This is a genomic window from Rhodococcus sp. IEGM 1302 (assembly GCF_030056935.1).
Lineage (GTDB): Bacteria > Actinomycetota > Actinomycetes > Mycobacteriales > Mycobacteriaceae > Rhodococcus_F > Rhodococcus_F qingshengii.
In genome coordinates, this window is the sequence record NZ_JASHKY010000005.1 from 234,659 (window position 1) to 256,451 (window position 21,793).

The following is a 21,793-nucleotide window of genomic DNA, read 5'->3' on the forward strand; positions in this document are numbered from 1 at the left end:
GGAAAACCGATGTCCGAGACTGCCACTGCTTACAAATTGTTCCGCTGCCTCCAGTGCGGGTTCGAGTACGACGAAGCGATCGGCTGGCCCGACGACGGTATCGAGCCGGGTACTCGCTGGGACGAGATTCCCGAAGACTGGTCCTGCCCTGATTGTGGTGCCGCCAAAGTCGATTTCGAAATGGTGGAGGTGAACCGCTGATGACAGCGGTCAGCGAGCCCGACACACGCACCGTCGTGATCGTGGGCACGGGCATCGCCGGTTCCGGTGCCGCGCAGGCCCTGCGCAAGGAAGGGTTCGGCGGCAGCATCATCCTGATCGGCAGCGAACCTGAGGAGCCGTACCGCCGCCCGGCGCTGTCGAAGGAGCTACTGTCCGGGAAAGCGTCGATCGATCGGGCTCGGTTGCGGCCGTCGACTTTCTGGACCGAGCAGGGTATCGATCTTCGGATCGGCGCAACTGTCACGAGTATCGACACAGATTCCCGCACAGTACTTTTAGCCGACGGTGACAGCATCGACTACGACGTTCTGATTCTTGCCACGGGTGGACGGTCCCGACGGTTGGAGAACGAAGATTCCGAGCGCGTTCACTATCTTCGGGATATCGCAGACATGCGACGCTTGCAATCCCAGCTGATCGAAGGATCCTCGCTACTGGTGGTCGGCGGTGGCTTGATCGGATCGGAGGTGGCGTCAACGGCACGCGACTTGGGTTGCAGTGTGCAGGTTCTCGAAGCGCAACCGGTGCCCCTGTCCAGGCTGCTTCCACCGTCGATAGCGGAGAAGATCGCCGCGCTGCACGCCTCGGCGGGCGTCGCCTTGCAGACGGGAGTCGACCTCGAGACGCTCACGACGGGTGCCGACGGCGTCACCGCACGTGCGCGTGACGGACGCGAGTGGACAGCGGAGTTGGCCGTCGTCGCAATCGGATCCTTGCCCGATACCGATGTGGCTGCTGCTGCGGGTATTGCGGTGGACAACGGGATTTCGGTAGACGGATACCTCAGGACGTCTGTCGATAATGTGTACGCGATCGGCGATGTGGCCAACGTGCCCAACGGTTTTCTCGGCGGCATGCACCGTGGTGAGCACTGGAACACTGCGCAGGACCACGCAGTTGCAGTTGCCAAGACCATCGTCGGGAAGGAAGAACCCTTCGAATCCGTCCCTTGGAGTTGGTCGAACCAATTCGGCCGCAACATTCAAGTAGCGGGTTGGCCAGGCGCGGACGACACCGTGATTGTTCGAGGAGACTTGGACTCCTATGACTTCACTGCGATCTGCATGCGCGACGGAAATATCGTCGGTGCTGTGAGCGTGGGCCGGCCGAAGGACATTCGTGCCGTCCGAACCCTTATCGAACGCTCCCCGGACATCAGCGCCGACGTACTCGCCGATACAAACAGGGATCTGACCGAACTTGCGGCGGGTCTTGTCGCCTCACCGGTGCTCTGAGTGCACTCGCGACTTCTGTGGCTTGCGTGTCCACCGTTTTGACACCGAGCACGGGCGATGGAAATCTTCCCGATATGTCCACCGCTCGTGCCCGTGTCCCGTACCACGAGGCAGCTCGTCAACTCCTCCGTGCGTCAGCGCTCGACGCCACACGCGAACTCTTGACCGAGAAATCGTGGAACGACATCACGATGGCGCATATCGCGGAAGCTGCGGGCATGAGCCGGCAGACGTTGTACAAGGAGTTCACGTCCCGCCAGGGATTGGCGTCCGGATACCTCATCCGTTTCGTTGACGAGTTCCTCGAAGAGGTGGAACGCGAAGTAACGCTGCATCATTCGGATCCGCGGGGCGCGGTCTCGGCAGCCTTCCGTGCCTTCTTCGACGCCGGTGCCCGGGATCCGATGGTGGTCAGCATTGTCGGTCCCCGGCCGCAGCACGACCTGCTGAGCTTGGTCACCACTGACGGGACTCCGCTGCTCGAACATGCGAGCGCGAGGTTGGCCGAGATCTTCATGACCAGTTGGGCGAACGTCGACCGCATCCATGCCGAGATGTTCGGCAGCACGATAGTGCGTCTGGCGATCAGTCACGTGACGTTGTCTTTCGGTACCCCCGATCAGATCGCCGAGAACCTGGGGGAGATGTTCGGGCCGTTCCTCGATCAGGTCATCGGTTCGGGCACAGTCGAAACGAGCTGAGCCGACAGGATCGATACGGTTTCCGGGCTAGGACGGAAGTTCGATCGAGCGTGATCGCCGTAGTTCTTTGGTGGGAAATATCGTCGTTATGTGTGAATCCGCGTCTCACTTCTCGGTAGCGTGCCGGGCGTAGATCGAGGTGCGATCCGCAGGGGGTGGCTCTCGTGAATTTCCGTCAACGGTGGAGGAATTCGAAGATGAAGAGCCGCAACAAATCTCGAGTGATGTCGACAGTCGCGCTAGTTGCAACATTTGTCATGGCCGGTGCAGGTGTGGCAATTGCCGACGAATCATCGTCAGGGTCTTCCGGCAGCGGATCGCTCGGTTCCTCCGGTGCGGCAGCGGTTGATCCGTTGACCTTCGACGGTTGGGGCACGTGCCCGATCGAGGATCTCGAGGTGACGACGTGCGCCAGCGTCGTAGTTCGCGGAGGGACCATGAAATTGGGCGCACTTTCGGTGCCGATCCCGGACGGAAGCCTCAAGGTTGCGGGCGGAGTGAAATACGCGACCCAGCCGGACAACAGTTTCATCGAGACGTTCGTCACCAAGCAGGACGGGTCCAACGGGGTCTATTCCAATCCGATTTCGGTACCCGGAGGTGCTCTCGGGATCGATACTCCGCTGGGACTGACTCAGATCAGCGCGACGGTGGAATCGGTGGGAGTCCCGGATCTGAAGGTTCTCGAGCAGGAACTCACCATGCCTGTTCGATTGAAGCTGTCTAATCCCTTGCTCGGTGACGATTGCTACATCGGTTCGGTTTCGAATCCGATCAACCTTCACCTGACCACAACCGGAAACCCTCCGTCGGAACCTATCGGTGAGTTCCCCGGTGCAGTGTTCCCGGCAGTCCCACATTCGGATGCGGTGTTTGCGGCGCCGGGAGCCAGCGGGTGTGGACCGCTGGGTGCGCTCAACTGGGCCGTGAATCTACGCGGGGGAGTGCCGGCGGCCAGCGGAAAGAACTCTCTCACCACGTCGAGCGACGTCTACGCGGTGGCTGCACGAAAGGTGCGACCGCCTGCCTGACGGACGCGCGGGCGCTGGAACGTAGAACGAGGGCCGACCCGTGGGTCGGCCCTCGTTCTACACAATCAGGTCAGCTGACCTCGGGATCACGCACCGTGATGGTGCCGTCCCTAACCGCGTCGGCGATGCTGTCGTGCAGTTTCGGGCATCCGTCTTTCAATGCCGACGACTGCCCGGAAGCAATTGCCTCTTTGAAGGTGTGGCAACGCAGCGCCGGGTCGGAAGTCCACTGAACGCTGGTGTGTTTGTAAGTGTTCTTGCGAACCAGTACACACGCGCCGCATGCCTTGCAGTCGACTTCCTGCAGACCCGAGTCGAGGTATTCGTGCTTGTCCTCGATCGTCTGGGCCGCGATCGCCTCGAGCCGTTCCGTTTGCCCGGCAAAGTCCGGTGCCTTTGCCCAACGAGCCCACCGTGCGTCGGTTCCGATCGAGGCGCTCACGACTAGACCTCTGCTTCCTTCTTTGCCGCTTCTGCTGCAGCTTCCTTCTCGGCCTTCTGGCGTGCGAGGTTTTCCTCGACCTCGGCGTGCCAGGCTTCGTTTGCCTTGGTGGTGTCCACCTCGAACTCGAAGCGCTGCGTCATCTTCTCGGTGACGTCGGCCTTGTCCACGTAGAACTGCTCGTACCAGCGTCGTAGCTGGTAGACGGGGCCGTCTTCTTCGCAGAGAAGGGGATTCTCGATCTTGGTCTTGTTCTTCCAGATCGCGACGTCCTGCAGGAATCCCTCGCTGATGCCCTCGGTGAACTTGCCGGCCAACTTGTCGGCCATCTCGTCGGAGACACCCGTCGGCTTCTTCACCGTCACGCCCCACTGCAGCACGAACGAGTCCGGGCTGATCGGGTAGTGGCAGTTGATCAGAACACTCTCGACCTCGTATCCGCTGTAGCTGTTCCACAGGGGATTGACCATGTACGACGGTCCGTAATACGCAGCTTCGGAGCGAAGCAGCGTGTCGCCGCCGTACTGGGAGGCCATTCCGATGTCGGGACGGCCCGTGGTGTTGAGGTACTGAGTGGCGATCTCACCTTCGAAGACGTTCTTGAAGTACGTCGGGAAGGCGTAGTGGATGTAGTAGAAGTGCGCCATGTCGACCACGTTGTCGATGATCTCGCGGCAGTTGGACCCCTCGATGACCATGGAGTTCCAGGTCCAGTCGGTCCATTCGTCGCTGTACGCGCCCTCGATACGAGGAATCACGATCTCTTCGGGCGGCGGATTGCCCTCGGGGTCGTTCCAGACGAAGAGCTGACCGTTCTGCTCGAGGGTCGTCCACGCGCGGGTGCGTGCGAGCGGAGGCACGCGGCGGGCATAAGGAATGCCGGTGCACTTGCCGTTGCCGCCCCAGCGCCAGTCGTGGAAGGGGCAGGCGATGGAATCGCCCTTGACCTCGCCTTGTGTGAGGTCACCACCCATATGACGGCAGTATCCGTCGAGAACTTTGATGTCGCCCTTGCTGTCGGCGAACACCACGAGCTTCGTACCGAAAGCCTCGATCGCGTGCGGTTTGCCGTCCTTGAAGGTCTTCAGTAGACCCAGGCAGTGCCAACCGCGGGCGAAACGAGTTTGCACCGTTCCGACGTCGATCTCGCGAATCTGCGCCATTGTGACCTCACATCCCTTCTAGCTGTTAGTAGAACACGTTATAGAACTCGATCCGGTTCCGCCAGATTTTGGGGGCACTTGTTACAGCATTGCGGCCACAAACGGGACCTTTGTCAGCGTCTCGACAGAAAAGAGAACGTGTTCTAGTCTCAAGTGTAAGTGAACCAACCGATCGAGGAAGACGGGAGCGTCGAAGTGGGTAACCATGACAGCCACGAGGTGATGCAGAGGCTCGACGCACTACTGCCGGCACTGCGCGAGCGCGCACAGGAGACCGAGGATCTGCGTCGTATCCCCGACGAGTCCATCAAGGCTCTTCAGGAAACAGGCTTCTTCCGCTTGCTGCAGCCGAAGCAGTGGGGCGGATACGAAGCCGATCCGGTGCTGTTCTACTCCGCGGTCAAGAAGATCGCCAGCGCGTGTGGTTCCACAGGGTGGGTCTCCTCGATCATCGGGGTACACAACTGGCACCTCGCCCTCTTCTCTCAGCAGGCACAGGAAGACGTGTGGGGCAACGACACTGACGTTCGCATCTCGTCCTCTTACGCCCCGATGGGTATGGGTGAAGTAGTCGAGGGTGGATACAAGGTCAACGGTGCGTGGGCGTGGTCTTCGGGTTGTGACCACGCCAGCTGGGCCGTTCTCGGTGGTCCGGTGTTCAAGGACGGCCGCGCAGTCGATTTCGTGAGCTACCTGATTCCTCGCGAGGACTACCAGATCGACGACGTGTGGAATGTGGTCGGTCTGCGTGGAACCGGCTCCAATACCGTTGTGGTCAAGGATGTTTTTGTTCCCAAGCATCGCGTTCTGAGTTTCCGGGCGATGAGCGAACTGACCGCCCCGGGCCTCGAGAACAACACCGCGCCGGTCTACAAGATGCCGTGGGGAACCATTCACCCCACGACGATCTCGGCACCGATCGTCGGAATGGCTTACGGAGCTTACGAAGCGCACGTCGAGCACCAGGGCAAGCGTGTGCGCGCTGCGTTCGCCGGCGAGAAGTCGAAGGACGATCCGTTTGCCAAGGTGCGCATCGCCGAGGCGTCCAGCGACATCGACGCCGCGTGGCGTCAGCTCTCCGGCAACGTCGCCGACGAGTACGCGTTGATCCTTGCGGGCGAAGAGGTTCCGATGGAACTGCGGCTGCGCGCTCGACGTGACCAGGTGCGCGCCACGGGCCGCGCGATCGCCTCGATCGACAAGCTCTTCGAGAACTCCGGCGCCACGGCGCTGCAGAACGGCACTCCTATTCAGCGTTTCTGGCGCGATGCTCACGCTGGTCGCGTCCACGCCGCCAACGATCCCGAACGCGCCTACGTCATGTTCGGAACCGGCGAATTCGGTCTGCCGATCACCGACACGATGGTCTAGAGGAGGCTCAGTGACAACCACCGAAGAAGCCCTCACCTACGAGTCCACTTCACGGTTCGCGCAAGTGCGCCCCGATCTGAAACTGCACTTCCACGAGGCGGGCGTCGGAAACGACAAGACCATCGTGCTGCTGCACGGCGGTGGCCCAGGCGCGTCGTCGTGGTCTAACTTCGCCCGCAACATTCCGGTGTTGGCGAAGAGCTTTCACGTCATCGCGGTCGATCAGCCCGGTTACGGGCAGTCCGACAAGCCGACGGAGCATCCGCAGTACTTCGTGCACAGTGCGTCGGCGCTCAACGATCTCCTGGACACGCTCGAGATCACCGGTCGCGTTGATCTGCTGGGCAATTCGCTCGGTGGTGGCGCTGCTGTTCGCTTTGCGCTCGACTACCCGGACCGTGCGGGTCGCCTCGTTCTGATGGGCCCCGGCGGTCTGAGTGTCAACCTGTTTGCGCCGGACCCCACCGAGGGCGTCAAGAACCTCGGAAAGTTCAGCTACCAGCCCACCCGAGAAAACCTCGAAGCATTCCTGCGGATCATGGTCTTCGATCAGAAGCTGATCACGCCGGAACTCGTCGACGAACGTTTTGCTGCCGCCAGCACTCCCGAGTCGCTGGCTGCGGCCAAGGCGATGGGTAAGTCCTTCTCCAGCGGTGACTTCGAGCTCGGCATGCTCTGGCGCGAGGCGTACAAGCTTCGTCAGCGTGTGTTGCTGATCTGGGGCCGTGAGGATCGGGTCAACCCTCTCGACGGCGCACTGGTCGCGCTCAAGATGATCCCGCGCGCGCAGCTCCACGTCTTCGGCGGTTGCGGTCACTGGGCGCAGCTCGAGAAGTTCGACGAATTCAACCGGCTCGCAACCGACTTCCTGCTCGACGGAGGTAAATGATGGGTATTCGATCTCTGGCGTACATGCGCATCGGGGCCACCGACATGGCTGCGTGGCGCGAATACGGACTCAAGATCCTCGGAATGATCGAGGGCAAGGGCGTTGACGCGGAATCGCTGTATCTGCGTATGGACGACTTCCCGGCGCGTCTTGTCATCGTTCCGAACGACACGGACCGTCTGCTCGTCTCGGGTTGGGAAACCGCGAATGCCGCTGAGCTGCAGGATATCCGTGACAGGTTGTCGGCAGCCGGTGTTCCGTTCAAGGAAGGCACGGCGGAGCAGCTCAAGGACCGTCGCGTCGTCGAGATGATCGCGTTCGAGGACACCTCGGGCAACTCCCTCGAGGTGTTCCACGGAGCTGCTCTCGAACACCGCCGGATCGTGAGCCCGTACGGGCACAGGTTCGTGACGGGTGAGCAGGGCCTCGGCCACGTCGTGCTCACCACCGATGACGACGATGCTTCGCTGCGGTTCTACCGCGACGTACTCGGATTCAAGCTTCGCGACTCGATGCGTCTGCCTCCGCAGATGGTCGGCCGGCCCGCGGACGGCGACCCGGCGTGGCTGAGGTTCCTCGGCTGCAACCCGCGTCACCACAGCTTGGCGTTCCTGCCGTTGCCCAACCCGACGGGCATCGTGCACCTGATGCTCGAAGTGGAGAACTCCGACGACGTCGGACTGTGCCTCGACCGGGCACTGCGCAAGAAGGTCAAGATGTCGGCGACTCTCGGTCGCCACGTCAACGACGAGATGCTCTCGTTCTACATGAAGACTCCAGGCGGGTTCGACATCGAATTCGGTTGTGAGGGGCTAGAGGTCGAGGACGAAAACTGGATCGCGAGGGAAAGCACGGCCGTGAGCCTGTGGGGTCACGACTTCACGGTGGGAATGAAGCCGTGAGTTCGCCCGACGCGTCGGTGAGTGCGGAGCAGGCGATCGATCCACGCCAGTTCCGCACGGTTCTCGGGCAATTCTGCACGGGTATCACCATCATCACGACAGTCGACGACGGTGAGCCTGTCGGGTTCGCATGTCAGTCTTTCGCGGCCCTGTCACTCGACCCGCCTTTGGTGTTGTTCTGCCCCACCAAGGGTTCTCGGTCGTGGGCGGCAATCGAGCGGACCGGGAAGTTCGCCGTCAACGTGTTGGCGGAGGAACAGCAGGCGGTGTGTGCTCGTTTCGGGTCGCGTGAGCCGGACAAGTTCGCGGGCATCGATTGGACGCCATCGCCTCTGGGCTCGCCGATCATCGACAAGTCCCTTGCACACATCGACTGCACGGTGGAAACCGTCCACGACGGTGGCGATCACTACGTCGTCTTCGGTCGGGTGTCGTCGATGAGTGAGATCAAGACCGAACGCCCGCTGCTCTTCTATCGCGGGCAGTACACGGGCATCGAGCCGGACAAGACTGTTCCGGCTACCTGGCGTGACGATCTGGAAGCGTTCCTGACGACCACGACAGAAGATACCTGGCTGTAGGGGGCAAGCCCCCCTGTGCGCCTTTTTGGTAGTGGTAACTACCAAAAAGGCGCACAGGGCCGGAGGCCCTACAGAGAAAAACAGGTATGACAGAAGTCGTCACCGAACGGCGTCAGCAGGATGCTACGACGCACTATCTTGTTCGATCGGCCGGCGCGCTTGACCGCCTCGATCACCGACGGCTGCACCTCGACCACCTGGTACCGGTCGGCCTCGACGGGCTCGCGTGAGAACGCCACCAAACCGAGCCGATGCAGGTTGTTCAGGTACGCGCTGATGCGGTCCAGATGGCGACATCCCGCCAGTTCTCCGATCATCGACAGACCCTCGTCGATCATCTCCGAGCCGACGCCGAACGGCCGCGCCGTACGTACGTCCACGCTCGGTTGCGCACCTGAAGTGGCCAGCAACCGAAGAATTCGAGCTTCGTCCGGCGCGATCTCGTCAAGGATCCGGTCGTAGGCCGGGTGCAGATCGTCGCGATCGGTCACGTCCGCGGAACGGTCCAGCAACCTGTCGCCGCGTGCCCGCAGCGCCGCGAGAGTGGCCTCGACGCTCTGCTTGCGATTGGTACGAGTTGCCATTGCCGCCCGTAGGTTCTCGGTCCGCGAGCCGTCTCCGTTGGAGTTCTCGGCCCGACGTTCGGATTGAACATTGGCCGATTCAGCGGCCTCTGCCGCGGCTTCGGCGGCAGCCTGAACGATTTGCCGTGTCGCCTCCTTCGCCGTTCCGAAGGCCCAACCCGTCAGCTTGATCGACGTGAGCGTCGTCGTGGCGGTCAGCCCGACAAGGCTACGGATCAGACGCTTTTCGACGGATTCGACCGGCGTGATGTCCGCAGCCCAGTCGTACGATTCCGCTTCGACGATCATGCGATGGTCGTGCTCACTCATGCTCATACTCCGAATATTGCGAGGTGTAGGAAACCGGCAAACGAGCCCAGCACGGCCCCGTGTACGAACAACAGCCACTCGTCCTGCTTGACGGCTGAGCGTAGTAGTTCGCTGAAATCTTCCGGTGAAAGGATGCTCATGCGTTCGGTGACGAAGACACGAATCTTCTCCGACTGGTTCTCGGCGAACTCCGCGTCCTCGAAGACCCTTGGGTACAGGTCGAGCACTTCGGTGGTGGCCAGTCCGGGCAGACGCTTGTAGCTCTGCGAACCGACGGTCATCTTGACCACCGACTTTGCCCAGCCGGCTGCGTCGTCGACGGATTCGCGCAGTACCTGATCGAGCATCCGCCGCGTTCGGTCCGAGCGGGGACCTTCGAGGAGTTCGGTGCCGATGTTCTCGAGCGTCACGACGTGATCGGCGAGGGTTTTTGCGTACCCGGCGATGATCTCGGTGCGTCGCTTCAGGAAGAGCCCCTGCCTCCACGGCACCCAACGGTTGGGGGTGATCGGCTCGAAGATCATCGTGATGCCGAGGTAGTTCACGATGTATCCGATGATCACACCGCCGATGGGAAGCACCCACCACTGCGGAACCAGATGGAGGATTCCGACGAGCACGAAGCCCATCGGGAACCCGAAGTAGAAGCCGAAGTTCTGCATGAACCTGAGCTCTTTGTTGCCCATCGTGCGGAAGATGTCGTTGAGCAGTTTGGGGTGCGAGGAGAGGTAGCGGATCACCATCAGCTTCGCGTCGATGAACTCGTCGATGTCCTCTTCGATGCGGTCGGTGATCATGCGCACGCTGGCCGGAAGATCGTCCTCCACCTTGCGGAAGACGGCTTCCTTCACCGACGTCGGAAGGTTGTGCCAGAGCTGAGGATTCTCGGCCGTCATGATTCTGGTGACCACGCCGCGCACTTCACTGCGGGAGATGTTCACCAAGTGCTCGGCGATGCTGTCCGGGTCCAGGACGCGATAGAAATCGGCGATGCTGCCGACTTTCGCGAGGGATTTGTCGACGGCGATCGACGCCATCTTCTCCGCCCGCGAGGGGACGATGCCTTGCCAACCGAATCTGCCGTCGCTGGTGATCGCGGGGATCACCTGGACGCGTCGGGGGAGGAACGGGAAGAGCAGTTTGAGGCCGGGCACTTTGATCCCGTGGAAGTTGATCGGCGCAAACAGCATCAGGACGCCCGACCAATTGGTGATGTACCCGATGATTCCGGTGAACAAAGGAATGGTGATCAACTGTTCGAGCAAGTGGTCCGGCACCGTCGCACATCCTCCTCATATCCGAGAACCTCACGTTCGGACATGATTGCCGAAACTTCGCTCTTCGTGGGTGTTTCGTTGGCTACTGCTGCGCCTTCCCAGTTGCGTCAGCATAGAGGCCCGACAATTCGGGCTGTAGGTGGGTAGGAAGTTGATGTAACCTCACGTACATGGTCAGTATTGCGCACAACACGACGACGCCGGTTCTCTTCCGGCGCATCGTTTAGCAACTGCTGACCGAACCCTTTCAGCCCCGGGAGTTATCGCCCCGGGGCTTTCCTGTTTCGTCGCTCCGTGTGCGTCTCCCCTTGAACGATTTGGAGAGCTCTCATGAGTGTTGACCACCGCGAACTCGGGCGCGACCTGGAGTTTTTCGCCACCACCCCCATAGTCGGAGCCGGCCTTCCGCTCTGGTTACCGGACGGCGCCGTCATCAGGAACGAACTCGAAAAGTTCGCCGCCGAACAAGCAGCGCGCTCCGGTTGTCAGGGTGTCTATACCCCGGTTATGGCGAAGAAAGAGTTGTACGAGAGATCTGGTCATTGGTCCAAGTTCTCGGAAGACATGTTCCCCGAAATGAAGATAGGCGGAGAGTCATTTCTCCTTCGTCCGGCTAACTGTCCTCATCACGCTCAGGTATTCGCCGCTCACGGTCGTAGTTATCGCGAGCTACCTTTCCGCGTTCGTGAACTCGGCTCGATGTTCCGTAGCGAACTCTCCGGAGTTCTCAGCGGATTGAGTCGAGTCCGACAGATCAATCTCGACGACGCACATGTCTTCTGTAGTCGTGAACAAGTGCAAGCAGAAGTGATCGTCGCGCTCGTCGCGATCGAGCGCTGCTACTCGACTCTGGGGATTGCCGAACGGGAGTACCGCCTCTCGATCAGAGGGGGAGAGGGGCAGTACCTCGGCACCGACGAGCAGTGGGCGGACGCTGAGGATCACCTTCGCGAGGCGCTGAATGCACGCTCGATCGAGTACGTGGAAGCGAATGGGGAGGCAGCGTTCTACGGTCCCAAGATCGACGTCCAGGTGCGAGACGCGCACGGCCGCGAGGAAACACTCTCGACCGTGCAACTCGACTTCAATCAACCGGAGCGGTTCGACCTCGAGTACACCGCTGAGGACGGATCCAAGGCTCGCCCCGTCATGATCCATCGGGGCTTGCTCGGATCGATGGAACGCATGACTGCGCTTTTGATCGAAAGGTTCGAAGGGCGGATGCCGCCGTGGCTGGCACCCAACCAAGTCTCGATTCTGCCCGTCGGCGACCGGCACCAGGTTGAGGCCGAGCGTTTGCGGGCCGATCTCGAGGCTCGCGATGTTCGAGTGGCGATCGCGCCTGACGGATCGTTGGGACGTCGCATCCGCGAGGCACGCACTCACCGTGACCCGTACATCGCGGTGATCGGAGACAACGAGGTGCACGGCGGCACCGTCGACGTTCTGGTCCCCGCGCGTGGTGGGCGGGTGGTCGTCGATGCGAGTGTGTTTGTCGCTCAGGTGGTCTCGGGCATCAAAGAGCGTGCCCTGCTTCCGGCAGACTTCTAGCCGACGGGAAGCTCGTGGAGGGCGCGCACCAGTGGCGCGAGTTCGGGTGTCTTGCATGCCTCGTCGAGTGCGGCTTCGAGGGTGGCGTCGTGCGTCGGCCGTGCGCTTTCGAGAAGCTCGCGGCCGGCCGGCGTCAGCTCGGTGTAGATGCCTCGACGGTCGTCGGCGCACAGGATGCGCGTCAATAGTCCTCGATCTTCGAGTCGATTGACCAAGCGCGTCGTGGCGCTGCTGCTCAGTGCGGCAGCGCGAGCCAACTGAGCCATCCGCATGTGCCAGCCATCCTGGCGGCTCAGTGCGTCGAGCACGGTGTATTCGACGACGGACAGTTTGTGCTCACGCTGGAGCGCGCGTTCCAGTTCGGTGTCGAGGGCGCCGTGCAGTGCTGCGAGCGTGCGCCACCCTTGCGAACGGATTTCGACGGCGTCGTCGGCGATCCCCATGTGATTCTCCTTGTCCGTTTCCTGCGACTCCAGGTTACCAGCTTGCGCATGTAGCGCGCGCGTGCAACTATTTATAGCGCGCCTGCAACTACTGCACACGCCCGCTAACGGCTTACGCGTAATTCTGTGAAAGGAACATCGAGATGCCATTGGGTCTCATTGCCCTCGCTATGGGCGGGTTCGGGATCGGCCTCACCGAATTTGTCATCATGGGCCTCCTGCCCGAGATCTCGGCTGATTTCGAGGTCACCGAGTCCGTCGCGGGCTACCTGATCTCGGGCTACGCACTGTCGGTGGCGATCGGCGCGATCCTCCTGACCGCTGCCGTCACCCGCTTCGAGCGCAAGAAGGTCCTTCTCTCGCTCATGGTGCTGTTCATCATCGGCAACCTGATGTCCGCGCTCGCTCCCTCCTACGAGGTCATGATGGGCGGACGCATCGTCGCGGCGCTGTGCCACGGTGCGTTCTTCGGAATCGGCTCGGTGGTTGCCGCCGACATGGTCGCGCCCAACAAGCGCGCCGGCGCCATCGCGATGATGTTCGCGGGCCTGACCATCGCCAACGTTCTCGGCGTTCCGTTCGGCACGCTGCTGGGCCAGCAACTCGGATGGCGCTCGACGTTCTGGGCCATCACCGTCATCGGCGTCATCGCACTGATCGGAATTGCAGCACTCGTCCCGACGACGCCCGCCAGCACGACCGGTGGCGGATTGCGCGGAGAGTTGGGGGCATTCCGCAACAAGCAGGTATGGCTCTCGATCGCCATCACCATCCTCGGCTACGGCGGAATGTTCGGAGCCTTCACCTACATCGCCTTCACCCTCACCGAGGTCACCGGCTTCGCGACGTCCAGCGTTCCGTGGCTGCTCATCCTCTTCGGCTCGGGCCTGTTCGTCGGTAACTTCCTCGGCGCCAAGGCGGCCGACCGTTCGCTCACGAAGGCGCTGGTCTGGATTCTCGCGATCCTGACCGTCGTTCTGATCGTGTTCGCCGCCACCGCGGAGAGCAAGGTCATGACAGTGATCTCACTGTTCTTCATGGGCGCCTTCGGTTTTGCGACGGTACCCGGGTTGCAGATGCGGATCATGAACTACGCGTCGGCAGCACCGACCATGGCATCGGGTGCCAACATCGCCGCCTTCAACGTCGGCAACGCACTCGGGGCATGGCTGGGCGGAATCACCATCGCCGCGGGACTCGGCTTCACCTCCCCGATCTGGATGGGAGCGGCAGTCACTGTCGCCGGTCTGCTGGTCTTGCTCGTCGCGGCGAAGATCGACCGCCCGGCAGCGTCAGAGCCGTCGACGCCGAGCACCTCGCTGCACCCGACCGCCGCCTGAACCTGTCCACTGCGCTCTGACCCCATCGCGTGAACGTATCGCTTCCCTTGTCCAACAAGGGGAGCGATACGTTCACGCGGGTCAGGTGAGGCGGAATTCGGCGGTCACCCCGGAGAACGGCGAAATCGCGCCGCTACCCCGAGCCTTCGACGCACCGAAGTGTTGGACTCGATACGTACCCGCCGGAGTATCGGCCGGAACATCCCACGTGATGCGCACGACGGAACCGTTGCTCCCGACCCGGCGCCAGTGCAGTTTGGTGGGCCAGTCGTTGTCGTCGGCGACCCGTGTCCAGGATCCGCCGGTATTGCGCTGGATCTCGTAGAAGGTCCCGTTTCGGTGAGTGTCGTTCTTGGGGTGGCCGGTGACGAACTCGACGGCAACCTGCCCACCCGGTGAGGTGTCGCCGGGTTGGACGGTTGCGTCGCCGAATTGTGTTCCCGGCAAGGGCTCGTCGAAGTCGACGCCAGGTCCGAAGCTGGGTTGGAACCCGGACAGGTCTGCCGGAGCGGGGCCGCGAGGAGGTTCGGTGCCGTCGCGCATCGCGGCTGCAAGGGCGGCATACCCCTGCTGATAGGCCGGCAGTGTGTAACGACCGAACATCGTCGAACCGCCCTCGTACTGCTGCGAATCGTATTCCTGTGGTGTGGTGCAGTAGCTCGAGTACGAGTTCGCGTATCCCTGGAAGATGACGTTCTCGAGGGGAACCCCAAGCTCCTCGGCGACGGTTCGACGCACTCGTAATCCGGAGACGATGGTGAATTCCGCAGGGCCACCGACGATGTAGAACTGACCGATCCGCAGGATCTGGATCTTGAGTACGTTCGGCACCCATCCTCCCGGTGGCAGCAGGCCGACCGGAACGACTACGAGTTTGGGCGCCTGTGCATCCTGAAGCCATTGAGGCACAGGAGCATCCATACCGCCCAGGGCGTCGATCATGGGGTTTCGGGTGCCCTCGGGGAAGATCGGGATTGCCGGTCCGTCCTCGACGCTTCCGGCGCTCATTGCCGCGCCGATCGCGGCCGGAGCGGTGCGGTGCTCGCGTCCGTCGGGGGTGAATCTTCCGCTCACCACCTGATTTGCCATGTCCAGGTACATGATCCGACTGTCGACGCCACCGGTGACGGTGTCGGACGCCGCGTCGAAGGCAGTTCGAGCTGCCGCTACCTGGCGCAGCCCGATGATGCGTGCGTTCTCGAATTCGTCTTCGGTCGGTCCGCGTCCGGGCTCGAGGAAGAGGTTCGGTGACATGTCGCCGCTGTTGGTCTGCGGAAACGCAGCAATGAAGCTGGTGTCGCCGTCGAGGTAGCGCACGCCCTGGTCGTCGTGCTCCCAGAAGTACGCCGCGGCGCCCTTGTTGTCCCCGGAGATGAGATGGTTCTCGTTCGTGAGCGAGGCGCAGTGGGTGGCGAACCAGTTGATCGCTCCGATGTCCTTGCTGCCCCGACTGATCCGCATGACACGCATGTGGTGGTCGTTGCCACCGGGGTAGTAGGCCTTGTCCTCTTCGGGGTTGAGGTCGAACGCCACTCGCGATCGGTTGACGCTGGCGTCGGTGAGATCGGACCGCCCGAAACGGACCGTGCCTGGCGCCAGGTTCTCGTGCGCAGCGCTGATCGCCTCGACCATGCCGTTGACCTCGGCTTCGAACACCTGCAGTTCGAAGCCGAGAACTGCGAGGTTGTACGCGTAGTTGTGCGAGGCCCCACCACATGCCGCGTGTGAATGGATGGCCGTCAACATGACGTTGCGTTCGGTGTAGATGTCACCGAACCTCCCGGCCAGTCGGCGCAGGACCTCGTCGTGAACGGACTGGAAGATCATGCAGTTGTCGACGCACACGTAGGCGACCCGCGACCCGCCGGACTCGAAGATGAAGGCGCGTGCGCGCATTCGCTGGTGCAGGCCTTCGGCGCGTTGATCGAAGCTCGAGTAGCCCATCATGCCGACTTCGGCGACCGGTCCGGTCACGTCAGAAATTCCGACGCCCACCTGCAGTGACGCCGACGACTTGTCGGTGCGTGCGGGTGAAACGGTGCGTGCCGGCGAAGCTGCGACGGCCTGGTTCGTCGACAGAGCGGCGAGCGCAGGTGCGGCGGCAGCGCCTGCCAGTACGGTGCGTCGGGTGATCTGCACGAGTGTCCTTTCGGGCGGTCTGACGCGAGTTGGTCAACCGTCCAGGAGTGTAGCCCGAGTCACACGTGACCGAAAGGGGTGCCGTCGGCCGACACTCAGATTGTTGTGGCCTCCCCGAACGTCATCGCCAGGTTCTTGATGGTCGTGGTCATCAGGGCCCGGCGGGGGAGTCCCAGTTTCCGAAGCTCCGCCGCCATCGGGTGACTGCCCAGTTGAACCTCGGCTCCACCAGGGCGAGATTTGACGCCGGTCGGTGCCATGTCCCACGACGTGCACCTGGTGGCGCCGTCGAGATGTGAGTACGCGGCCAACGACATGTTGGCTCCGCCGCCAGGCACGCTGACGCCGGATTTCACACTCAACTGTGTGATGAGTTTGCCGTCGCGCGAGACGGATCCGCGCTTGACCGAGCCGACGTGCTCGGTGTCGAACTCGGCGAGCACCTTCGGGAATCCCCAGATTTCCCGGCCGGCGGCCTTGGTGAACTCTCCGTCCACCGGCAACTCGTGAATGAGTGCCCCTGCAGTTCCGGCAGCGAGCGAACGTAGATCTCCCAGCACCGAGGTTTCGGGAGGCGCAGTGTGGCTGCGCACCATGTACGTCACTCCGAATTCGTTGTACGGACCCAGATCCCCGTCGATGTAGTCGACAAAAACCAGGCCGCACAGCGCCCGGCCGGGGCGGTACTGGAGCACGGTCAAGCCGGTGTAGTCGATGATCGACTGCGCGGTTGTGCTCGGTACCGAGTACAACGCCATGAAGGCCGACGCGGTGCGAACTTCGACGGGCATCTCGACCCTCTTGCCCAGAATCGTGTAGCTCATGGCGCTACCACCCCACGGAGTCCGTCGGAGCCGTAGACGGGTTCGAGCATCGAGCGGAAATCCGGTCCGCGGCGCAGCATTTGGCCTCCGTCGACGTTGATGATCTGCCCGGTGATCCAGGTGGATTGCGGTCCGAGGAGGAAAGAAGCGAGTCCGGCGACGTCCTCGACCTCGCCGACGCGTTCGAGCGGCGTGTTGGCCAGGTAGTCGTCCAGGATGGGGCCACCGTCGGTGATGAGCGCGACCAGATCCGTTCGGGTCAGACCCGGCCGGATCGCATTGACACGAATGTTGCTGGCGCCCAGTTCGTCTGCCGCCAATTGCACCAGGTGGTCGACGCCGGACTTCGAGACGCCGTACGCGCCGAACCAGCGATGTGTGTTGCTGCTGGCGATCGACGAGATCGCGACGATGGATCCACCGCCTCCTGCCACTAGTGCCCGCGCGCCGTGCTTGATCGTCAGCATGGTCCCCGTGACGTTGAGGTCGACGGTGTGGCGCCAGGCGTCGACGTCGAGTTGCGTGACCGGTGCGATGGTTTCGTTCCCGCCGGCGCAGGCCACGACTCCGTCGAGCTTTCCGGTGACGGACACCGCCGCGGCGACAGCGGCGACGACGTCTGTCTCGATCGTGACGTCGGCGGGGGAGACGCTGACCGATCCTGCGGCAGTCGCGTGCCGGATCGATTCGGCGGCAGCATCGAGTTTCTCCTTGTTGCGTCCGCAGATCGTGACGCGAGCGCCGGACGCAACGAGCGAACGAGCGATGCCCAGGCCGATGCCACTACCGCCGCCGGTCACCAGTATCGATGTGCCGGTGAAAGTGGGTATGCCCGCTGAGGCGGTGTCGTCGTCCATGCGTGTCTCCTGGTCGTTGCTCCGGCGGGCTCGCGTGCTGCTTCTGGAGGTTTTCCGGTCCGGCTTCGGTGAAAACGCCCCACGCTATATAGGAACAGGTTCTACTTATTGAGGCAAGGGTTGTGCGAGAGGTGGAGTGATGGCTACCAGACCGACCTTCGATTTGATCGACGGACGCTTCTACAGCGGAGACCTCGGGAATGTGCGCGACGCATACGCCTGGATGCGTGATCACGAGCCCGTGTACCGAGACGACGCTAACGGAATCACCGCGGCCGCGAGTTACGACGCCGTCGTCGCAGCCGAGCGGGATCCCGAACTGTTCTCCAACGCCGGTGGCATCCGCCCCGAAACCGGTCCATTGCCGCAGATGATCGACATGGACGACCCGCAGCACCTCACACGTCGACGCTTGGTCAATGCGGGTTTCACACGTAAGAAGGTCGAAGCCAAGGCCGGCCGTATCCGGGAGATCTGCGATCAACTGATCGACGCCGTCTGTGAGAAAGGAGAAGCCGACTTCGTCGCAGACCTGGCGGCACCGCTGCCGATGGCCGTCATCGGCGACATGTTGGGTGTCCGTCCGGAGGAACGCGCGTTGTTTCTGCGGTGGTCGGACGATCTGGTGAAGGCATTGGGAAGCAACGCTTCCCAGGATCAACTGCAGGCCATGATGGTTGCGTACGTCGATTTCACCGCGTACATGATGCGAACCATCGCCGAGCGGAGGAGCGACCCGGCCGACGATTTGGTGAGCACGTTGATTCACAGTGCGGTCGACGGCGAAGCCCTCTCCGATCAGGAAATCGTCAACGAATCCCTGCTGATCCTGATCGGCGGTGACGAGACCACACGGCACGTGCTCAGCGGCGGCATGGAACAGCTACTGCGCCATCCGGACCAGCGCCGGGAGCTAGTCGACGATCCCGATGCCATTCCCTTGGCAATGGAGGAGATGCTGCGGTGGTCCTCGCCGATCAAGAACATGGCTCGAACCCTGACCCGTGACACCGATTTCTTCGGCGCGCAGCTGAAGGCAGGTGAGAAGATGCTGCTGCTCTTCGAATCGGCAAATTTCGACGAGTCCGTGTTCCTGAACGCCGAACGGTTCGATGTCGGCCGCACACCGAATCCGCACGTGGCCTTCGGCTTCGGAACTCATTTCTGTCTGGGCAATCAGCTGGCCAGGTTGGAGGGACGGATCATGTTCGAGCAACTCTTCGCCAGGCTGCCGGACATGGAACTTGCCACCGACGCGCCGTTGCAGCGGCGTGCGGCCAACTTCGTGTCCGGGCTCGAATCGATGCCGGTGCGGTTTAACTCTTCTGCCCCGTCAGCCGGGTAGTTGGCAGTTAGGAGGCGCAGCATCTTCGGAGAGGGGGCTGCCCGCCGGATTGACGTAGACGACCTCGAGCACCAATGGTGTTGTCTGCGAGTTGTTTCCGATGTGCACATGATCTGAACCGCTCGGTTCGATCAAAGTATTTCCGGCGCTGTAGATCCCGTCGACGGAGCAATCGGATCGGTAGTGGCTCAACGTGCCCTGCGCGATCAGCGCGTAGAGCGTCCCGTCGTGGAAGTGCCAACCGGTGGAACCGCCGGGGTCGATGGTGATCTGGCGCAGGATGTAGTCCTTGCCGTCGAAAGTCACCTGCCCGAGGATTTCTCCGTGTACTCCCGTGCTCGGTGTTGCCGACGCATTGATCGGCGTCAGCGACAGTCCGATCGCTGCGGACACTGCAAACAGAACCTGATGGCGTTTACGCATGAGCGGCCCTCCCAGACGGATGTGCTCCTGAGTGTCCTCCGTCGATGCCCGGTTTATCCCAGTTTTCGTGGATCCAGCACTGCGAAGGCAGAGGTATGCCCTTGAGAGGCGGTTACGCTCGTGCCATGCTGCAAGTCGCGACGAGGCGCCGGAGCCAGCCGCCGCCTGCGCGCTTCATGTTCGAGGCATTGATCGATCCGTACCGCCAGCCCGCCCGGCACTGGCTGGAACTTCTCGAGAGCGAGATCGCACCGGAGATCGTCAGGGCTGAAGAACCGGAGCTGGTGATCTGGTCGTCGATCTGGCCGGACCGACCCGACGCCGTCATCCGATTCGACATCGAGGCGGTCGGAAACAGCACGATGCTGCGTTGGACGCTTTTCTTGGACGATCCGATACCGCCCGAGGCGGAGGTTGTCAGAATGCGAAAGCGGCTCAACACCTTGATCAATGCGAATCTCAGGTTCAACTTCGGCCAATAAGTCGGATCACTGCCGCATTACTTGGTGTCGACTCGGCCGATCGGGTCGGCGTTGTCGCTGAATGCGGCCCGGGCCGCTGGCCAGCTGGTCTCATCGATGCGCAACGTGGTCCGAAGGTAGGCAGTACTCATCCGTTGGATGGCGGCGACCCGCTCTGGGTTCTCGTCAGTGGTCTCGGCGACTTCGTATCCGACGATTCCGCCGAGTGCGTGCTCGGCACCGTAGAAGGTCAGGAGGTCGGTGGCTCCGGGGCTGTGCGTGTAGGCGTCGGTGAACCAGTCAGGTCCGCGGCTGGACATCTTGGACCGGTCGTGGTCGCCCGCGACGACGAGTGTCGGCGTCGTCAGTTCCTGGAACGAGGGGCGCATGAACGGGAAGTTCGCCTGCGCGAACGGATGCAGGTTCTCGCCGCCGAGACCGGTTGCCGCGAACAGGATTCCCGCGGTGACGCGACTGTCGGACATGTCCTGGCCGACCTGGCCGGCCTCGTCGAAGATCCTTGCTCCGAGGAGCGACTGAGCGGTTTGCCCGCCCCAGGAGTGACCAGTGGCGGCAACTCGACTGCGGTCGATGCGGCCGGCAAGCCCGGGCACGGCAAATTCGATGGTGTCGAGCTGATCAAGGATGCGTGTGAGATCCGCGATCCTCTCAGTCCAGATCGTCGGGAAAACCGGGTGGTCGAACCCGAAACCGTTCCGGCGCGAGTCCAGATGTGTCGGCTGGATCACCACGAATCCGTGGGATGCCCAGAATGCCGTGAGTGGCGAGTATCCATCGAGGTTCCAGCCGTTGCCGTGGGAGAACACCACAACGGGGAGGTTCGTGCCTGCTGCCGGAGCAGACACACGTACTTCCAGCGGGACAGGTCGATCGGGGGCGAACAACTCGACGGGGGAAACGGAGACGACCGGGGTGCCGGCGCCGATGATGCCGTTCAGAGTGTCGATCATTGATGAGGTCATGGCAAGTTCCTTGCTGAGGCTGCACCCTGCGATACTGTTTATCGGAGCGTCGCTCCGCAACATTACGGAGCGTTGTTCCGTAATGCAAACATATGATGTGAGTCAGCGAGGAGTGCACATGGCTGATGCCCAGGACGAGCAGTCGCGCGTCGCGTCTCCCAAGCAAGTCGGTCGCCCACGTCGAAGCGAGCAGGCGCTGCTCGACGCGGCGGCAGCAGTGTTCGTGGAGTCCGGAGTCGACGCTCCGGTGCGGGAGATTGCGGCGAAGGCCGGCGTCGGCATGGGGACGATCTACCGCCACTTCCCGACGCGTCCCGAGTTGGTGGTAGCCGTATACCGACACCAAGTCGAGGCGTGTGCGGACGCGGGCCCACAGATGCTCGCGGAGAGTGCAACGCCCGAGGCGGCTTTGCGGGCATGGGTGGCTTTGTTCGTGGAGTTCCTGGTAACCAAGCATGGGCTTGCCGGTGCACTGCAAGGAGACAGCGCCGGGTCCGACGCTCTGCATACCTACTTCGTCGACCGCCTCGTCCCGGTATGTGACTCCCTCCTCGCGGCAGCGCTCGAGTCCGTTGGCACTGCTTCGCGGGTCGATGCGTACAACGTGCTCAAAGGCATCGGAAACCTTTGTATCGGTGCTGGGTCCGATGGCCGGTACAAGGCCGAGGTCCTTGTACAGCTTTTCATCTCGGGCGTACTCGCGCGAGAGGTTCGCTGACG

General features: G+C 62.2%; 23 protein-coding genes. 13 read left to right on the forward strand and 10 right to left on the reverse strand.

Annotated features, from left to right (window positions below; all coding sequences use genetic code 11):
- Nucleotides 1-9 precede the first annotated feature (9 nt).
- The 4 genes from QM609_RS11985 (at nucleotide 10) to QM609_RS12000 (ending at nucleotide 3,189) form a co-directional block, all read left to right on the forward strand.
- On the forward strand, nucleotides 10-201 hold the full coding sequence (locus QM609_RS11985) for a rubredoxin (RefSeq protein ID WP_050655879.1): 192 nt from the start codon (nucleotides 10-12) through the stop codon (nucleotides 199-201).
- Nucleotides 201-1,457 (forward strand): NAD(P)/FAD-dependent oxidoreductase, encoded by a 1,257-nt coding sequence (locus tag QM609_RS11990; RefSeq protein ID WP_050655880.1) that lies wholly within the window; start codon nucleotides 201-203, stop codon nucleotides 1,455-1,457. The genes QM609_RS11985 and QM609_RS11990 overlap by 1 nt, the downstream gene beginning before the upstream one ends.
- Nucleotides 1,458-1,531: 74 nt before the next feature.
- Entirely contained in the window at nucleotides 1,532-2,158 is a 627-nt protein-coding gene (locus tag QM609_RS11995; RefSeq protein ID WP_050655881.1) for a TetR/AcrR family transcriptional regulator, read from the forward strand.
- Between the two features lie 197 nt (nucleotides 2,159-2,355).
- Nucleotides 2,356-3,189 carry a hypothetical protein gene (locus QM609_RS12000; protein WP_050655882.1) on the forward strand — a complete coding sequence of 278 codons (834 nt, stop codon included), beginning with the start codon at nucleotides 2,356-2,358 and terminating at the stop codon, nucleotides 3,187-3,189.
- Nucleotides 3,190-3,259: 70 nt separating this feature from the next.
- Here QM609_RS12000 and QM609_RS12005 read toward each other — a convergent pair whose 3' ends face one another.
- Nucleotides 3,260-3,631: a hypothetical protein gene (locus tag QM609_RS12005; protein WP_003945499.1), complete on the reverse strand. Its 372-nt coding sequence runs from the start codon at nucleotides 3,629-3,631 to the stop codon at nucleotides 3,260-3,262.
- 2 nt (nucleotides 3,632-3,633) lie between these two features.
- A complete protein-coding gene (locus QM609_RS12010) occupies nucleotides 3,634-4,794 on the reverse strand; it encodes a 3-ketosteroid-9-alpha-monooxygenase, oxygenase component (protein WP_003945847.1) in 1,161 nt (386 codons plus the stop codon).
- A 195-nt stretch (nucleotides 4,795-4,989) separates the two neighbouring features.
- On the opposite strand from QM609_RS12010, the gene hsaA reads away from it, so the two are divergent.
- Genes hsaA through hsaB form a run of 4 tightly spaced genes read left to right on the forward strand, consistent with a single transcriptional unit; the run spans nucleotide 4,990 to nucleotide 8,537 of the window.
- Nucleotides 4,990-6,165: a 3-hydroxy-9,10-secoandrosta-1,3,5(10)-triene-9,17-dione monooxygenase oxygenase subunit gene (gene hsaA / locus QM609_RS12015; protein ID WP_039973406.1), complete on the forward strand. Its 1,176-nt coding sequence runs from the start codon at nucleotides 4,990-4,992 to the stop codon at nucleotides 6,163-6,165.
- A gap of 10 nt (nucleotides 6,166-6,175) precedes the next feature.
- Nucleotides 6,176-7,054, forward strand: a complete 879-nt coding sequence (hsaD, locus tag QM609_RS12020; protein WP_003945808.1) for a 4,5:9,10-diseco-3-hydroxy-5,9,17-trioxoandrosta-1(10),2-diene-4-oate hydrolase — start codon at nucleotides 6,176-6,178, stop codon at nucleotides 7,052-7,054.
- Entirely contained in the window at nucleotides 7,054-7,956 is a 903-nt protein-coding gene (gene hsaC / locus QM609_RS12025; protein ID WP_003945585.1) for an iron-dependent extradiol dioxygenase HsaC, read from the forward strand. The genes hsaD and hsaC overlap by 1 nt, the downstream gene beginning before the upstream one ends.
- A complete protein-coding gene (gene hsaB, locus QM609_RS12030; protein WP_003945677.1) occupies nucleotides 7,953-8,537 on the forward strand; it encodes a 3-hydroxy-9,10-secoandrosta-1,3,5(10)-triene-9,17-dione monooxygenase reductase subunit in 585 nt (194 codons plus the stop codon). Before hsaC ends, hsaB begins: the two co-directional genes overlap by 4 nt.
- Nucleotides 8,538-8,605: 68 nt before the next feature.
- Here hsaB and QM609_RS12035 read toward each other — a convergent pair whose 3' ends face one another.
- Both QM609_RS12035 and QM609_RS12040 read right to left on the reverse strand, forming a co-directional pair.
- Nucleotides 8,606-9,430, reverse strand: coding sequence for an Abi-alpha family protein (locus tag QM609_RS12035; protein ID WP_003945623.1), 825 nt, complete (start codon nucleotides 9,428-9,430; stop codon nucleotides 8,606-8,608).
- Nucleotides 9,431-9,432: 2 nt separating this feature from the next.
- Nucleotides 9,433-10,707, reverse strand: a complete 1,275-nt coding sequence (locus QM609_RS12040) for a DUF445 domain-containing protein (protein ID WP_003945674.1) — start codon at nucleotides 10,705-10,707, stop codon at nucleotides 9,433-9,435.
- A 330-nt stretch (nucleotides 10,708-11,037) separates the two neighbouring features.
- Between QM609_RS12040 and thrS the strand changes: the two genes are divergently transcribed.
- Nucleotides 11,038-12,258 carry a threonine--tRNA ligase gene (gene thrS, locus QM609_RS12045; RefSeq protein WP_076948574.1) on the forward strand — a complete coding sequence of 407 codons (1,221 nt, stop codon included), beginning with the start codon at nucleotides 11,038-11,040 and terminating at the stop codon, nucleotides 12,256-12,258.
- On the opposite strand, the gene QM609_RS12050 is transcribed toward thrS, so the two are convergent.
- The gene (locus QM609_RS12050; protein WP_003945852.1) at nucleotides 12,255-12,701 is read right to left on the reverse strand and encodes a MarR family winged helix-turn-helix transcriptional regulator; all 447 of its coding nucleotides are present in this window, start codon (nucleotides 12,699-12,701) and stop codon (nucleotides 12,255-12,257) included. The genes thrS and QM609_RS12050 overlap by 4 nt on opposite strands.
- 143 nt (nucleotides 12,702-12,844) lie before the next feature.
- On the opposite strand from QM609_RS12050, the gene QM609_RS12055 reads away from it, so the two are divergent.
- The gene (locus QM609_RS12055) at nucleotides 12,845-14,041 is read left to right on the forward strand and encodes an MFS transporter (protein ID WP_050655884.1); all 1,197 of its coding nucleotides are present in this window, start codon (nucleotides 12,845-12,847) and stop codon (nucleotides 14,039-14,041) included.
- A gap of 81 nt (nucleotides 14,042-14,122) precedes the next feature.
- Here QM609_RS12055 and QM609_RS12060 read toward each other — a convergent pair whose 3' ends face one another.
- The 3 genes from QM609_RS12060 to QM609_RS12070 all read right to left on the reverse strand — a co-directional run bounded on the left by QM609_RS12060 (nucleotide 14,123) and on the right by QM609_RS12070 (nucleotide 17,861).
- Nucleotides 14,123-16,180: a neutral/alkaline ceramidase gene (locus QM609_RS12060; protein ID WP_050655885.1), complete on the reverse strand. Its 2,058-nt coding sequence runs from the start codon at nucleotides 16,178-16,180 to the stop codon at nucleotides 14,123-14,125.
- 95 nt (nucleotides 16,181-16,275) lie between these two features.
- Nucleotides 16,276-17,004 carry an acetoacetate decarboxylase family protein gene (locus tag QM609_RS12065; protein WP_042920495.1) on the reverse strand — a complete coding sequence of 243 codons (729 nt, stop codon included), beginning with the start codon at nucleotides 17,002-17,004 and terminating at the stop codon, nucleotides 16,276-16,278.
- Nucleotides 17,001-17,861 (reverse strand): SDR family oxidoreductase, encoded by an 861-nt coding sequence (locus QM609_RS12070; protein WP_076948575.1) that lies wholly within the window; start codon nucleotides 17,859-17,861, stop codon nucleotides 17,001-17,003. The genes QM609_RS12065 and QM609_RS12070 overlap by 4 nt, the downstream gene beginning before the upstream one ends.
- Nucleotides 17,862-18,000: 139 nt before the next feature.
- Between QM609_RS12070 and QM609_RS12075 the strand changes: the two genes are divergently transcribed.
- Nucleotides 18,001-19,206 (forward strand): cytochrome P450, encoded by a 1,206-nt coding sequence (locus QM609_RS12075; RefSeq protein ID WP_007734124.1) that lies wholly within the window; start codon nucleotides 18,001-18,003, stop codon nucleotides 19,204-19,206.
- Here QM609_RS12075 and QM609_RS12080 read toward each other — a convergent pair.
- The gene (locus QM609_RS12080) at nucleotides 19,195-19,629 is read right to left on the reverse strand and encodes a cupin domain-containing protein (protein WP_050655887.1); all 435 of its coding nucleotides are present in this window, start codon (nucleotides 19,627-19,629) and stop codon (nucleotides 19,195-19,197) included. The genes QM609_RS12075 and QM609_RS12080 overlap by 12 nt on opposite strands.
- A 125-nt stretch (nucleotides 19,630-19,754) precedes the next feature.
- Here QM609_RS12080 and QM609_RS12085 point away from each other — a divergent pair, with 125 nt between their 5' ends.
- Nucleotides 19,755-20,111 (forward strand): hypothetical protein, encoded by a 357-nt coding sequence (locus tag QM609_RS12085; protein WP_050655893.1) that lies wholly within the window; start codon nucleotides 19,755-19,757, stop codon nucleotides 20,109-20,111.
- A 17-nt stretch (nucleotides 20,112-20,128) separates the two neighbouring features.
- Here the strand turns inward: QM609_RS12085 and QM609_RS12090 are convergent, their stop codons facing one another.
- Nucleotides 20,129-21,073: an alpha/beta hydrolase family protein gene (locus QM609_RS12090; protein ID WP_050655888.1), complete on the reverse strand. Its 945-nt coding sequence runs from the start codon at nucleotides 21,071-21,073 to the stop codon at nucleotides 20,129-20,131.
- 118 nt (nucleotides 21,074-21,191) lie between these two features.
- Here QM609_RS12090 and QM609_RS12095 point away from each other — a divergent pair, with 118 nt between their 5' ends.
- On the forward strand, nucleotides 21,192-21,791 hold the full coding sequence (locus tag QM609_RS12095; protein ID WP_050655894.1) for a TetR/AcrR family transcriptional regulator: 600 nt from the start codon (nucleotides 21,192-21,194) through the stop codon (nucleotides 21,789-21,791).
- Nucleotides 21,792-21,793 lie beyond the last annotated feature (2 nt).